Here is a 14,531-nt window from a genome sequence, read left to right on the forward strand (position 1 = left end):
TTTAACAACTTATTAAAGCAATTTTATCTCTTGCTGCATAAAAACAGAATATAATAAAGTTTCTTAAGCGTCCGACCACTTATTACCACGGCGCTCTATTCAACTATTTATTAAAGATTGAATAATGAAAAAGTTTTTAATAGTCATAGCTGTTTTTTTTCGTATTTATATGCTAAAGAGCTTTTAGATACTCGGCCTATTCAATTCGAGCGCTATAAAGATAGTGATCAATTTGATGCAGATCTACAGAAGAAATTTCCGCTTGGTTCTGATATGAGGGAAATGATGAATTTATTTGAGCAATCTGGTGCTAGGTGTAAAGATGTATCACATGTAAGTATTTGGAAAAAGGAAGTAGAAAAATATGGCTTAGTATATTGGTGTAAATATAACAGTGATTTACTTAGTTTTGATCCTCTTGGAGTATATCAAATATGGTTTATGGGAGATAAAAATTATAAGTTATTGTATATTGACGGAGTGAAAACTACAGCACTTGTGACATAATATTATGATACTTTTAACAACTTATTAAAGCAATTTTATCTCTTGCTGCGCAAAAACAGAATATAATAAAGTTTCTTAAGCGCCTGGCCACTTATTGCCACGGCGCTCTATTCAACTATTTATTAAAGATTGAATAATGAAAAAGTTTTTAATAGTCATAGCTGTTTTTTTCCTGTATTTATATGCTAAGGAGCTTTTAGATACTCGGCCTATTCAATTCGAACGCTATAAAGATAGTGATCAATTTGATGCAGATCTACAGAAGAAATTTCCTCTTGGTTCAGATATGAGGGAAATGATGAAATTATTTGAGCAATCTGGTGCAAAGTGTGAAGATATATCAGGTGAAGAAGGTCTGCCAAGTGATATGAAGGAATATGATATAATCTATTGGTGCAAATATAGCAGTGATTGGATTAGTTTTGATCCACTTGGAGTATATATAATATCAGTTATGGGGGATAAAAATTATAAGTTATTACATGTTGGCGGAGCGAAGACCCCAAAACTAGTTGCATAATATTATGATATTTTTAACAATTTATTAAAGCAATTTTATCTCTTGCTGCGTAAAAACAGAATATAATAAAGTTTTTTAAGCGCCTAGCCACTTATTGCCATGGCATTCTTCTCAACTATTTATTAAAGATTGAATAATGAAAAAGTTTTTAATGGCCATAGCTGTTTTTTTCCTGTATTTATATGCTAAAGAGCTTATAGATACTCGGCCTATCCAATTCGAGCGCTATAAAGATGGTAAAGAATTTAAGGCAGATCTACAAAAGAAATTTCCGCTTGGTTCTGATATGAGGGAAATGATGAAATTATTTGAGCAATCTGGCGCAAAGTGTGAAGATAGATCGGGTGAAGAGCAGTTGAAAGAAGAGGTAGAAAAATATGGGTTAGTTTATTGGTGCAAATATAGCAGTGATTGGCTTAGTTTTGATCCTCTTGGAGGATATATAATATGGATTATGGGGGATAAAAATTATAAGTTATTATATGTTGGGGGAGCGAAGACCCCAAAGCTAGTTACATAATATTATGATATTTTTTAACAATGAGTTAATTAGAGCGAATTATGAAATCATCAACTATTGAATTTTTTGCAAGACCGGTAGAGCAACCATTTAGCTTTGCTCAGCATCTTTATATTGTAAGTAGCGATAGTCAAGGTCACAAAAAGATCTTAAGGGCAGGACCTGAGACAAATAAAGGTACTGGAATGCTTACAGATGATCTTAAAGTAATTTATACTGATTACATAAAAGAAAATGAAAATTTATTAGGAGAAGATTGGAGCTCTAAAAATAGGGTAAAAGTCTACACAATCACCGGAACAGATGAAGAAATCCAGCGCAAGATGGAGAAGATGTGGGAGATTGGCAAGCAGATTAATTCAGGTAATTATGATTATAAACTTCCGATACCGGGATGTCCTAATTCGATTTGTCATGTTCAAAATAGCAATACGGCTGCAAATTTATTGGCTAAAGCTGCCAATATTGATTTAAAGCCTGAGCTGGAGAAAAAAGATCTATGGGCACCTGGCATAGATGGGAGTCTAGATCATACAAATGTAGATAAATTTGTTCTTAGTGCTATAGACACCCTTAAAGAAATGCAAAATAAGATTTCTAATAATTCAAGTGGCTTAGGTAATTTTATTAAGCAAAGTAAAGAGAGGCTGGAGCAGTTTAGTTTTAATAAAAGCAAGCACTATTTAGCAGGAGAAAATGTAAAGTTTGATCAATTAATGAAGGATTTAAATCTAGGTCTTGTCTTAAATACAGGTAAATCTTACAAGTATATTATGTATGGGTCTTCTCCTATTGGCGCTAAATATTATTGTAATACTGCCATTGAATGTTTTAATAAGCAATATGATCATTGTAAAGAATTTAATATGAAAACCTTTTGCAAGACTTGTAACTGGGAGATACAAAAGTTAGATACTTATTCAATTGAATATCTGTGGAAGGGTACCAATGCAATGGGGCAACCTGTGCAGGGAATTTCACGTTTTGATATACGAGATAACAATTTTTATGATCCTGATTACTTAACGACCATTGCAAAGCAATGTGATACATTAGACCTCTTGCATAACCTATTTAAAGCTCAAAGTTATAGATACCAGCAAGTAAATTAAACCTTAAACCGAATCGTTTTCTTCTGTTCCTATAACGATCAGCGATAATTTTAAATCGTTTGATCATGCCTATGACGTTTTCATTTAAAACACGTTCACTAGACAATTGACGATTTTTCTTTTTATCTTTCCTGCTTAGTGGTCGCTTTTTTGTCTTTTTCTTTGGTAACTCTGAATTATAATGCAACTTATCAATGCCTTGATAACCAGTATCTGTAAGAACTTTAATCTCAGGGTGGATGTGAACTCCGGATTCTTTAAATAACCTGAAATCATGACGCTTGCCATTAGAAAAATTAGTGCAAATGATTTCTTTTTTCCTTTTATCCACAATAAGCTGAGTTTTTAGAGTATGTCGCCTCTTTTTTCCCGAATAAAAGTGCTTCTGTTTTTTTTAGGTCGTTCTATCGGTGTTTCAGTAGCATCAATTAACACAAGTTCGTATTCAGAATCGCTTTTTAGTAATGCTTTACGTCCAGGTAGTGAAAATCGTTTATCTTTAATTAGAGTATCTTCAATCCAACGTATATTACGATAACAGGCACTTTCACTTATTCCATAACTGCGGGAAATATGAAAATATGTCCTGTATTCACGCAAGTACTCAAGCGTCATGAGTAATCGATCTTCTAAAGCCAATTTATTGGGTTTTCCACCTTGAGACTTTAAAATAGCTTCAGCTTCTTTTAATATACTTAGTATAACTTCAAACGTTCCTCGTTTAATGCCAGTAAGCCTGCGAAACTCTTCTGCGTATTCATCTTTGATGTTTTCAAACTTCATGTTATCCTTGATAAAATCAAGGATTTTAATCAATTTATATGGTTATGCAAGAGGTCTATTATCTCCATTTAGAGACGACAAATTATCACCTTTTCATGAGCAAATAGATTCGATTTGTAGTTTTGAAGGGTTAAATGAGATCGGCAGAAATTAATACTAGATGAAATTCCTGACTATACTACTATGCATAGAAGAATAAAAACTTTAGATCGCAAGCAAAAAGTTATGTAAGAGATAAGACTTCTCCTATGTTTGTTGCCGTGGATAGCAAAGGAATTAGCGTTTATAATTTCAGTGATTGGCATGAAAGAATTACTACAGATAAAAAATATAAAGGCTTAAAACGTTATCGTAAATTTCATGTTATGATGGATTTGGAAACTAGAGAGGTTTTAAATTCTAGGGTGTTTGCTACTCTTTATACCGCACAAAGAACTAGAAAGAATGCGAGTGGCATATATAATCAATACATAACGAGCTGTCTTTTTAAGATGCGTCAATTTTGAAAAGTATAATAAGTATATAAATAAATTTCTTGATTTTAATCTTGGAATTTATAGTGCCAACTAAAGTATTTGACTTTGTAATCTTACTGCTGCTTGGTTTTCACAGAAATACTATATAGCTTTATGAAAAACTCTTACATCTTTATCGCTTGTAACTCCTTTTAAAGTTGTATTCCATGTGATAACATCAAATAAATTTATTGAAGTATCATACCAAATCACAGCATGTAATCGCCGCGTATTTTCTTAAAAAATTTAAGATAAGACTTTGAAGATGAGATTTGAGTTAGCTGTACTAGGCACTGCCGGCAAAGAGCGCACTTAAATTTTTAAGAAAGACGAAGCTAAAGTGCTCTATTATTTGCGAGCTTTGGTATATGGCACTGCCTTCATAAGTCACATGCGCTGATCTTTTTGGCCTGATTTTTAAAGTATTACTTCGTTAATTTCTTCGCAAATATATATAATATTTGACTTAGAAGTTAAACTGGTACTCTAAAAAAATCATGTCATTCAAATTCATGCGCGTGTACACTTACTTAAGGCAGCGCTACAGTTAAAGCAGTATAAAACTGGCATGCGGGTCTTTATCTTTTTGATAAATTTTAAATCAGCCTCTTGCCTGAAATAAAATAAAAATTTATTCCAAAATATATCACACCTATTTTATACTACTTTAGCTATCACTTCATCTTTGCGGCCGCGAACTACTAAACAATCCATTTGTAAGATTTGTATGTTGGCAAGAAATGCAGTAAGTCAGAAAATTACTAATGTGCAAACACATTCTCTGCAAATTACAAAAGAGATGCGTATATCGCTTGAAATATTACAGATGCATTCCCATGAATTATCTGATTATCTCGTGCAAGAGGCAGAGTTAAATCCGTTTATAGATTTGGAAAACACAAATAATGAAATAAACGAAGGTCCTGAAGAAAAGTTAAATAGTCAAGAAAAGTTAATTCTCAGCCAAACAGAAGAAGTTACATTACAACAACATCTACAAGGACAAATAAATCTGCTTTTCCAAGGGCAAAATGAAAACGCAGTGCTTGGGCATGCTGTTACAGAATATGTTGATGAGAATGGTTATATCACAGAATCTATAGAAAATATCGCGTTAGAGATTGGAAAAAGCATCGAGGATATTGAAGCAATCTTGCCAAAATTACAAACTCTTGAGCCAACAGGAGTATATGCAAGAAATCTAAAAGAATGTCTCAAAATACAGTGCGCAGAAAATGGGATATTAGATGATATCATGGTGAAAATCCTAGAAAATCTAGATTTAATAGCAAAATCTGAATTGAAAAAGCTGAAAACTATAATTGGCACAAGTGAAGGCGATATATTAAATAAGATAAAACTTATCAACAAGCTTAACCCAAAACCAGGGAGCAATTTTTCTAGCAACAAGGTACAAACTCTTATTCCAGATGTAATCGTGATACGCGATGAAATATCCAATAGCTTTTCTGCGGTGTTAAATGACAAATCTCTTCCATCTATAGAAATAAATAGAGAATATATAAATATTATAAAACAACAAGACCTCTCCGAAACAGAAAAAGAATATTGTAAGAACAATATACAACGCGCAAATGCAATACTACTTGCAGTATCAAATCGTAATAAAGCATTAATTAAAGTGACAAATGCTATATTAGAAGAACAATATGCGTTCTTTCTTGAAGGTCCAGTATATATAAAGCCTATGACACTTAAGAGCTTGGCTGAACGTTTAGAGTGTCACGAGTCTACTATCAGCAGAATATCGAATAAAACTATACGCACGGAATTTGGAACGTTCAGTATAAAATATTTTCTGACTCCCGCTATACAATCTGCTATTTCAGAGAATGTTTACTCAAATAAAGTGATCAAACACAAAATTAAAGCACTAATTGACTCTGAAGACCAAAGAGCAGCAGTGTCAGATGCAAAGATATGTACGGCACTACAATCACAAGGCATCAAAATCTCTAGGCGTACTGTTACCAAATACAGGGAATCAATGAAAATTCCTAAATCTCAACATAGAAAAAATATCTTAAATCTTTCTGCTTGAGTAAAGCACTGCAATTTCTATGTTAAGTTATGCAGTCTATCCGCCAAAAATTGATTTGCTGCGCAAATAAAATTTTTGCTGAAAATTAAATGTACAAAAACAAGCATAAAACCCCAGCACTAATTTTCGGATATATAATTTGTCCTGTCCCTAGCAAATACTATTTAACAAAATCCATAAGGTTTTTGTGCCTTTTATAACATTTTATTACGGATTAAAACCACTATTTTGACACTCTAAACATCATTTTATGCAGCTTCTGAGACTTTTTGCGCGCGGACTTCCTAGTCTCTTTTTAAAATCTAACTTATATATTCACAATGAAAGACCAACTCTATTTTTATTATCTGCGGCGTATAAGACTTATAATTCTCAAGGAATTTCAACAACAATGATAAATTGTTCTAGAGAAGTTAAACGTCAGAAGATGGTTTTATAGTTGGAAGAGAATTATCTACAATATGACTTTCTTCATCTATAGGATAATAATCTGTAGCATAGCAAACATCTGTATTATTGTTAATTAAATTTGTACTATACAACAAGTTTTCTTCTACATTCTTTTGCATTGTACAGCAACTTTTCTCACTATCGTCATTTTTGCTAAACTTGTAAATACTATACCCTGCAAAGACAGAGAAAGATATCACAGGTGCTGAGTAAATAATCCACTTTTTATCAAATGTTATCCCGAACATTGTTAAAACACCATAAGTAACTGCTGCTGCAGTTGCAGCTGGAACACAACAAGGACATACTGCCATAGAACCATCACACAATTAAGTTATAATAATGTATTTAATAAAAGATTTAGTTTAATAAACCTCGTGCTTGCAAGTTTTATTTGAATTTTTATGACAAATTGCTGCACAAAAAGCTATTTGGTTATTTCTATAAAATGATGCTTAGTTAAAAATAAGTTATTTTATTCAACCAGCATTATATATAACTATTATTAAAGATACAATATTGCATTGTAAATACAATATCTAATGCAAGTTATAATTATAAAATGATGAACAATTTGTGTTAGTTTACATCCAGATTTTAATACTACAAAATATTCTTCTGTTTTTGATCTCAGTTTTATCAATTATAGTATTTTCCTAATTGATTGATTAATAAATAATTATATAAGATGTAAAAAGTATTAATACATATTATTCGATATGGGGCGTTATTATTCTATAGATTTAAGAAAGAAGGTTATATCTTATATATCGCCAGAAGTCAGCAAGAAGGAAGCCACTATTGTGTTTGATATATGTGCTGATACAGTTTATCGCTAGATAACGTAGCAATATGTTAGAGGTAGACGAGGCCTTGGTACCGTGATGCACTTAGCTAGTGTGCGAAAATTCATGTATAAATTACAAGCTATTTCCTAACCAAAGGCAGTAGACCTCTTTCGAAACTAGCTTCTGGCAAAAAAGTAGTAGAAGATTTAGATACGGCAAGACAAGAGTATATTTGGTATACATGAGGAGCTGCGAACACAAAATCGACGCACAAATTCTTGTCATAAGTAGAGTTTCGAAATAGGTCTAGTGTTGTAATGCAGTAGAAGAGTTATGGCAAGATTAACCTTGGGAAAAAATTAAGCTTGTTGTAGCAGGCAAAGACTATGACATCATGGAAGTAAGGAATTTTATTAAATATAAAAATGCTATTCCTGATTAGTTGGCACTACCTTCATCAGTGCTATAGTTGCTGTTTTGCAACACATATGACATCAAAATAAGCATAAAAATCATGTTTTGAGTCTATCCGCGATAAAAGAATTAACCATATGCTCAAGTACCCTGCTTTCAATACATAGACACATTCTTAGGACGGAAAAAGTATTTGCCCAGATATATCTTATATGATAGCATGCATCTCTCAACGTCGTTATTTAGGCCGAGTAGCAAAGTGGTAATGCAACGGATTGCAAATCCGTTATACGTCAGTTCAATTCTGACCTCGGCCTCCAATTTAGGTCGTGTAGGTGTTTTATGGATTGCAGTTTCATATCTGATCTACCAAGAGATAGCATGATTTTTGTATGCGGCGCGACTGCAACTGGTAAATCTTTGATTGCTCTTGAGATAGCATCTAAGCTTGATGGAGTTATAATCAATGCAGATTCTATGCAGCTTTATAAGGAAATCCCAATACTCACTGCTCAACCTACGTTACAACATACCATTTCTCAACAACATAGACTATATGGTGTAATTAACTGCACTGAAAAGTCATCTGTTGCAATTTGGCTACAACTTATTGAAGATGAAATAAAAAAATGCTTAGAAAGCCAGAAGATACCGATTATAGTTGGAGGAACAGGTCTTTATATTAAGACACTACTCTTTGGCATAGCAAAAATACCTAATATTTCTCAAGAAGCAAAATCAAGAGTCAACTATTTAGTAAATTGCAACACACCACAAGGCCTTCATGCTCTCCTTTCGCTACATGATCCAATTCTTGCAGGAAGAATACATAGTAATGATATACAACGCATAGTCAGAGGACTTGAAGTTTTTGAAGAAACTGGCATTCCACTTTCTACTTGGCAATGTAAAAGCAATAAGGTTTGTAGAATAGATGCAAATCTTCCTCATTTTATGATCTTTGTTAATCCTCCAAGAGATATTATATATAAAAGATGTGACGAGCGTTTTATTCAAATGCTGAAGAATGGCGCTGTCGCCGAAGTTGAAAGTGTACTGAAGTGTTATACTAATATAAAGTACCATAAAGCTCTTGGCTTTGAAGAATTGCACAGCTATATAAATGGTTCTTTGTCTATGGCTGAAGCCGCAGAAAAAGCGCAGCGGAAAACAAGAAATTACGCAAAGAGACAATATACATGGTTTAATAACCAATTTATGTATGATCTTGTGATTACAAGTTAATTCATTATATTCTGTATTGCCCCTTCTAATTTAGTGATTTTTGTATAGCTGTATTGTAAATATTTAACTAGGAACTCGTTTTATTAAGATGCAAACTTATTTATAACCAAAGATTATATAAATCAACTTATATACAATTCAATTTTAAATTCATAAAATTACTTATAACAACCAAAATATCAACTTTTAACAAGGTATTAATATATTGTTTAATATGCAAATTTTAATAGCATTAATTTTAGTTTTAGCCTTGATAGGAATTTTAGCCATCTTCCTCCAAAAAATAAGAAAGGTTAATCTATGGCGCATTACTAAAGAGCAAAAATTACACGTCAAAGAAGTATTGAATATTGATATTAAGAAAAAGCTACTTATAGTAGATTATAACAACAAATCGTATGTGCTGTTGCTAGGCAATAATGATATAGTTGTCGATATAATAGAAAGCGCAGCAGAGGAAACAGAGAAAGAGGTAAAGCAGATATCCCCAACTCTCTATTAACCCCTGCTATATTTTAGTTGATGAGTTGGTATGAGAAACGTTATATTACTTTTTTTAATATTACTATTCTGCTTTGAATGCACCGCATTTGCTGAAGGAATTACTATAGATCTTGGAATTGATAGTCACAAGGATGGATCCACTGTTTTCACCTCTAAGATTATACAGTTGATCGGCATACTGACGATTTTGAGCTTAGCTCCATCAATCTTAATCATGGTCACCTCTTTTACACGTATAGCAATAGTATTATCTTTCGTACGTAGCGCGCTTGGTCTGCAACAAACTCCTCCAAATATTGTACTGATTAGCCTTGCGCTTTTTCTTACTTTTTTTATAATGGCACCAACATTCACTAAGTCTTATGAAGATGGCTTGCTGCCACTTATGAATAACTCAATAGGAGAAGAACAAGCACTTGCAAGTATAGCAAAACCATTTCATAGTTTTATGCTACAAAATACAGGAAATAAGGAAAGACAACTTTTTCTAGATATAGCAAAGTTAGACAATGTCTCAAATGATGAAATTCCATTTCATGTTCTCATTCCTGCATTTATGATAAGCGAGCTAAAACGTGCATTTGAAATAGGGTTCTTGATATTCTTGCCATTTTTGATTATCGATATGTTGATTGCATCTGTTTTGATGGCAATGGGTATGATGATGGTACCACCTGCTATGATAGCCTTACCATTCAAACTTGTTTTTTTTGTTTTGATCGATGGTTGGTATATGATATGCGGTAGCATAATTAAAAGTTATGGTATAGGATAACCGTGAATTGTAATGTTGTACTCAAAATACATTTCAACCTTGGTACTTTAACGTATTTTGCAAGTAAATAAAATATAATGTAGGGCAGAAAATGTCATTATGAAACTTTTTACTTTTATTCTAGTCTCAATATTAACAGGCATAGAGTTAGACCTTTTTATACCAAGCTTTCCAGAAATGCAGCGTTTCTTTGATATCTCAACATTTGAAACACAAATGGCGCTAAGTATAAACTTTATAAGCTATTGTATTGGCGCAATATTAGTTGGATGGCTTGGTGATCGCTATCCAAGAAAACATGTGATGGTATGTGGCCTATCACTTTTTGTGTTAGGAAGTCTCTTATGTGTATTTCCATTTACATATGATTTTCTTTTGCTTGGAAGAGCTTTGCAAGGTATAGGAATTTCTGCTCCTTCTATACTCATCCCAGTATTAATCGCAGATGATTATCCAGAAGACAAACAAGTCCACCTTTTTGGTTTGATTCATGGAACATGTGCTATTGCAATGTCATTTGCACCTATAGCTGGTAGTTATATATCTTTATTATTCTCTTGGCGCGCCAACTTTATAGCTCTATTAATTTGTGGAGTGCTTTGTTTAATACTTGCACTTTACTATATAAAACCTAGTTTACAAAATGTAGTTAAATCATCATTTTACCGTTCATATATTTCTTGTATATTATCAAAAAATTTTTGGTTAATAGGACTTGTTATATGGTTTGCTACAGCACCTTATTGGGTCTTTATAGGAATGGCACCACTACTCTATATGGATAGGATGACAGTTTCATTAGAAACTTTTGGTATATATCAAGGGTCTTTAGCTCTTGCATTTGCTATTCCTAGCTTATTTAGTGGAGTATTTATCAAAAAGTTTGGGCGCAAGGCATGTTTTAATTTTGGATGTATCTGCAGCCTCATTACCTGCGTTATTATTCTGTTAGTTGGAATATTCGAATCTTATAATCCGTTTTTTGTAACAGGTTCGTTCATACCTTGCTCTATAGGAGTTGCTTTTTTAGTAAATATGCTTTATCCAGCAGCAATGTCTTTGCACAAAAATGATAAGAGTAAGATTACAGCGTTATTAATAGGAATGCGGTTATTGATATGCTCGTTCTTCTTGCAGCTTGCAAGTTATTATGGACATCAAGATTTATTTCCTACTGCTGCTGTAATATCATTTAGTATACTATTATCGTTTGTATTTATAATCTTGCTTTTACGAATTACACCAAAAGTTGTAAATATTGGCACTATAGCTTAAATATTATAAACAATAAAAAAGACTAGAATTTAGTCATGAAGCAATGGAAAGATAGGAGGTTGACTAATCGCCTGCGTCATAACGCTAAGAAGCGCAGGATTTATCTTGGCATGCAAGCAATTATGATGTATCGAAAGTTCAGCAGAAAAAGTGGTAAAGTTGCTAAAAACTTTCACTTTCTGCAAAAATTCATTTGCGCAGCAAATTGATTTTTACAGGCAGACTCACTAATTATATGCATTTGTATGATTCATTTGCAAGTTGATATGTCTCTTGTATTTGCAATGTAAATCATTTGAACAGCACTTTATGATTTCATCAACTACAAATTTTAAAATTCTCATAAATATAATTATATATAGAACGTATGACTATAACTTTAGAAGACGTAAATAAAATTGCTAAATTGGTACACATAACGCTTTCTCATGATGAAGCTGTTTCTTACCAAAGAGAATTGAGTAGTATATTCAAAATGGCTCAAAAGTTAAATGAAGTGGATGTTGAGGGTATAGAACCACTTGTGAATACCATTTCAAATACGCTCACAGCAAGAGATGACACTGCGCAACAACTTGATATTTTGCACAAGATCATTTCAAACGCACCTGATGCAAAATATGGTTGTTTTGCCGTTCCTAAGGTTGTTGAATAATATAAAAAAATAATCAGTAATGCTATTAATTCATTACTGTATTGACATATTGCGATATAAAAGTTATCTGACTTATCTAGTCATGTTTCTTTATCAATATGAAAGTTAAGTTCCAACAGCACATAAAAATGCAACTTAATTAATAACATGTACTGCTTTGCTATTAACAAAAGCATGATAAGTATAAATAATGTTTTTGCTTGCAAGGTTCATCTTGATGACCTGTACGCTATTTTTGCAAATTGTAGTTCAAAAGGTAAAAAATATAATGAGCGCTTATGGTATTTTAAAAGGCAAAAAAGGCCTTATAATGGGAGTTGCAAATGATAAATCTATTGCCTGGGGTATTGCAAAGTCTTGTTTTGAAAACGGAGCAGATCTTGCGTTTACATACCAAGGTGATGTCATGGAAAAACGTGTTCGTCCTCTCGCAGAGCAGGTCAAATCAACGATAGTCTTGCCTTGCGATGTCTCGCAAAACGACTCTATTCATGATGTATTTGCAGAGATAAAATCTAGCTGGGGAACACTTGATTTTATTGTACATGCAATCGCTTTTTCAGATAAAGCAGAACTTCAAGGGAGATATGTTGACACATCTAGAGACAATTTCTTAAACACCATGAATATCTCATGTTATTCTTTGACTGCTATTGCAAAAGAAGGAGCTGAACTTATGCAAAATGGTGGCTCTATACTCACTATGAGTTATTATGGAGCAGAAAAAGCTATACCTAATTATAATGTTATGGGAGTAGCTAAAGCAGCACTTGAAGCCAGCATTCGATATATAGCAATGGACCTTGGACACAAGCAAATACGAGTCAATGCAATTTCAGCTGGCCCAATTCGCACCTTAGCTGCTTCTGGAATTTCAGATTTTAGACAAGTACTAAATTGGAATGAACAAAACGCACCAATGCGCAGGAATGTGACAATCGAAGATATAGGTTCAAGTGCTGTATATCTACTAAGCGATATGAGTTCTGGAGTCACCGGTGAAGTCTTACATGTAGATAGCGGATATCATACAGTTGGAATGAAAATGTTGGATGCAGTTGAACAAAAATAAACCACTTCGTATATTCATCATATTTTTCAAAATTGGTGCCTTTAAAAAGCTCTTTAAGGAAACAGTCTTTATTTTCTTAAATCTTGATAAAGAGTTTCTCTGCTAATGCCAAAATTTCAAGCAATATGGCTTTTTGCATCACAACTGACAACCAGCGTTTCATCTAATCGCTCTGCACCTTGTGATAACATAGCTCTTCATCTCTTATAAGCACCACAAAGTTAATGCATACTCAAATTTAGGGAATGCACTCTTGACCGACAACAAGAATGTTGACATTGGTTAGTCTTAAGTCATGGAAGAATTTGCAAAAATTAGCCTTTATATCTGCCTTGCACTAATTTTCGGATATATAATTTTGCCATTTTTTTGAGGACTTTTGATGCATAATAATTGCTTGCAGGCAAAGATAAATCCTATGTTCCTTAGAGTTATGACGCAGGCGACTAATTAGACCTCTTGCATAACCTATTTAAAGCTCAAAGTTATAGATACCAGCAAGTAAATTAAACCTTAAACCGAATCGTTTTCTTCTGTTCCTATAACGATCAGCGATAATTTTAAATCGTTTGATCATGCCTATGACGTTTTCATTTAAAACACGTTCACTAGACAATTGACGATTTTTCTTTTTATCTTTCCTGCTTAGTGGTCGCTTTTTTGTCTTTTTCTTTGGTAACTCTGAATTATAATGCAACTTATCAATGCCTTGATAACCAGTATCTGTAAGAACTTTAATCTCAGGGTGGATGTGAACTCCGGATTCTTTAAATAACCTGAAATCATGACGCTTGCCATTAGAAAAATTAGTGCAAATGATTTCTTTTTTCCTTTTATCCACAATAAGCTGAGTTTTTAGAGTATGTCGCCTCTTTTTTCCCGAATAAAAGTGCTTCTGTTTTTTTTAGGTCGTTCTATCGGTGTTTCAGTAGCATCAATTAACACAAGTTCGTATTCAGAATCGCTTTTTAGTAATGCTTTACGTCCAGGTAGTGAAAATCGTTTATCTTTAATTAGAGTATCTTCAATCCAACGTATATTACGATAACAGGCACTTTCACTTATTCCATAACTGCGGGAAATATGAAAATATGTCCTGTATTCACGCAAGTACTCAAGCGTCATGAGTAATCGATCTTCTAAAGCCAATTTATTGGGTTTTCCACCTTGAGACTTTAAAATAGCTTCAGCTTCTTTTAATATACTTAGTATAACTTCAAACGTTCCTCGTTTAATGCCAGTAAGCCTGCGAAACTCTTCTGCGTATTCATCTTTGATGTTTTCAAACTTCATGTTATCCTTGATAAAATCAAGGATTTTAATCAATTTATATG

17 protein-coding genes and 1 tRNA gene are annotated in these 14,531 nt (G+C 33.0%); 15 read left to right on the plus strand and 3 right to left on the minus strand.

Features of this window, described 5'->3' with window-relative positions; translation table 11 throughout:
- Positions 1 to 117 precede the first annotated feature (117 nt).
- From AACL20_RS05435 to AACL20_RS05450, 4 genes are all read left to right on the plus strand, one after another.
- The gene (locus tag AACL20_RS05435) at positions 118 to 507 is read left to right on the plus strand and encodes a hypothetical protein (protein WP_339051945.1); all 390 of its coding nucleotides are present in this window, start codon (positions 118 to 120) and stop codon (positions 505 to 507) included.
- A 136-nt stretch (positions 508 to 643) separates the two neighbouring features.
- Complete coding sequence (locus tag AACL20_RS05440; protein WP_339051946.1) at positions 644 to 1,027, plus strand: hypothetical protein; 384 nt, start codon at positions 644 to 646, stop codon at positions 1,025 to 1,027.
- A 136-nt stretch (positions 1,028 to 1,163) separates the two neighbouring features.
- Entirely contained in the window at positions 1,164 to 1,547 is a 384-nt protein-coding gene (locus tag AACL20_RS05445; RefSeq protein WP_339051947.1) for a hypothetical protein, read from the plus strand.
- Between the two features lie 41 nt (positions 1,548 to 1,588).
- Positions 1,589 to 2,659 (plus strand): hypothetical protein, encoded by a 1,071-nt coding sequence (locus AACL20_RS05450; RefSeq protein ID WP_339051948.1) that lies wholly within the window; start codon positions 1,589 to 1,591, stop codon positions 2,657 to 2,659.
- Here AACL20_RS05450 and AACL20_RS05455 read toward each other — a convergent pair.
- Positions 2,622 to 3,442 (minus strand): IS5 family transposase gene (locus tag AACL20_RS05455; RefSeq protein WP_339051669.1). Its coding sequence is split into 2 segments (ribosomal slippage): positions 2,622 to 3,055 and positions 3,055 to 3,442, totalling 822 coding nucleotides; the frame shifts between segments, so codons are not numbered across the junction. The two genes, AACL20_RS05450 and AACL20_RS05455, sit on opposite strands and share 38 nt — an antisense overlap.
- Here AACL20_RS05455 and AACL20_RS05460 point away from each other — a divergent pair.
- From AACL20_RS05460 to rpoN, 3 genes are all read left to right on the plus strand, one after another.
- Positions 3,441 to 3,596: a hypothetical protein gene (locus AACL20_RS05460; RefSeq protein WP_339051949.1), complete on the plus strand. Its 156-nt coding sequence runs from the start codon at positions 3,441 to 3,443 to the stop codon at positions 3,594 to 3,596. The two genes, AACL20_RS05455 and AACL20_RS05460, sit on opposite strands and share 2 nt — an antisense overlap.
- A 106-nt stretch (positions 3,597 to 3,702) precedes the next feature.
- Positions 3,703 to 3,948 (plus strand): hypothetical protein, encoded by a 246-nt coding sequence (locus AACL20_RS05465; protein WP_339051950.1) that lies wholly within the window; start codon positions 3,703 to 3,705, stop codon positions 3,946 to 3,948.
- Between the two features lie 736 nt (positions 3,949 to 4,684).
- Complete coding sequence (gene rpoN / locus AACL20_RS05470) at positions 4,685 to 6,019, plus strand: RNA polymerase factor sigma-54 (RefSeq protein WP_339051951.1); 1,335 nt, start codon at positions 4,685 to 4,687, stop codon at positions 6,017 to 6,019.
- A 413-nt stretch (positions 6,020 to 6,432) separates the two neighbouring features.
- On the opposite strand, the gene AACL20_RS05475 is transcribed toward rpoN, so the two are convergent.
- A complete protein-coding gene (locus AACL20_RS05475) occupies positions 6,433 to 6,783 on the minus strand; it encodes a hypothetical protein (protein ID WP_339051952.1) in 351 nt (116 codons plus the stop codon).
- Positions 6,784 to 7,188: 405 nt separating this feature from the next.
- Between AACL20_RS05475 and AACL20_RS07060 the strand changes: the two genes are divergently transcribed.
- From AACL20_RS07060 to fabI, 8 genes are all read left to right on the plus strand, one after another.
- The gene (locus tag AACL20_RS07060) at positions 7,189 to 7,308 is read left to right on the plus strand and encodes an IS630 transposase-related protein (protein WP_410519907.1); all 120 of its coding nucleotides are present in this window, start codon (positions 7,189 to 7,191) and stop codon (positions 7,306 to 7,308) included.
- Between the two features lie 608 nt (positions 7,309 to 7,916).
- Positions 7,917 to 7,991, plus strand: a tRNA-Cys gene (locus AACL20_RS05480).
- Positions 7,992 to 8,013: 22 nt separating this feature from the next.
- A complete protein-coding gene (gene miaA, locus AACL20_RS05485) occupies positions 8,014 to 8,916 on the plus strand; it encodes a tRNA (adenosine(37)-N6)-dimethylallyltransferase MiaA (protein WP_339051953.1) in 903 nt (300 codons plus the stop codon).
- Positions 8,917 to 9,130: 214 nt separating this feature from the next.
- Entirely contained in the window at positions 9,131 to 9,418 is a 288-nt protein-coding gene (locus AACL20_RS05490) for a hypothetical protein (protein WP_339041653.1), read from the plus strand.
- A 30-nt stretch (positions 9,419 to 9,448) separates the two neighbouring features.
- Positions 9,449 to 10,195: a flagellar type III secretion system pore protein FliP gene (gene fliP / locus AACL20_RS05495; protein WP_339051954.1), complete on the plus strand. Its 747-nt coding sequence runs from the start codon at positions 9,449 to 9,451 to the stop codon at positions 10,193 to 10,195.
- Between the two features lie 99 nt (positions 10,196 to 10,294).
- Positions 10,295 to 11,470, plus strand: a complete 1,176-nt coding sequence (locus AACL20_RS05500) for an MFS transporter (RefSeq protein WP_339051955.1) — start codon at positions 10,295 to 10,297, stop codon at positions 11,468 to 11,470.
- Positions 11,471 to 11,837: 367 nt separating this feature from the next.
- Positions 11,838 to 12,125 (plus strand): Asp-tRNA(Asn)/Glu-tRNA(Gln) amidotransferase subunit GatC, encoded by a 288-nt coding sequence (gene gatC, locus AACL20_RS05505; protein WP_339051956.1) that lies wholly within the window; start codon positions 11,838 to 11,840, stop codon positions 12,123 to 12,125.
- Between the two features lie 268 nt (positions 12,126 to 12,393).
- Complete coding sequence (fabI, locus tag AACL20_RS05510) at positions 12,394 to 13,197, plus strand: enoyl-ACP reductase FabI (protein ID WP_339051957.1); 804 nt, start codon at positions 12,394 to 12,396, stop codon at positions 13,195 to 13,197.
- Between the two features lie 472 nt (positions 13,198 to 13,669).
- Here fabI and AACL20_RS05515 read toward each other — a convergent pair.
- Positions 13,670 to 14,490, minus strand: a protein-coding gene (locus AACL20_RS05515; RefSeq protein ID WP_339051669.1) for an IS5 family transposase whose coding sequence is annotated in 2 segments (ribosomal slippage) — positions 13,670 to 14,103 and positions 14,103 to 14,490 — 822 coding nt in all. Because the reading frame shifts where the segments join, the coding sequence is not laid out codon by codon here.
- Positions 14,491 to 14,531: the final 41 nt, after the last annotated feature.

This window comes from Candidatus Lariskella endosymbiont of Epinotia ramella (assembly GCF_964019805.1).
In the GTDB taxonomy this organism is placed as follows: domain Bacteria; phylum Pseudomonadota; class Alphaproteobacteria; order Rickettsiales; family Midichloriaceae; genus Lariskella.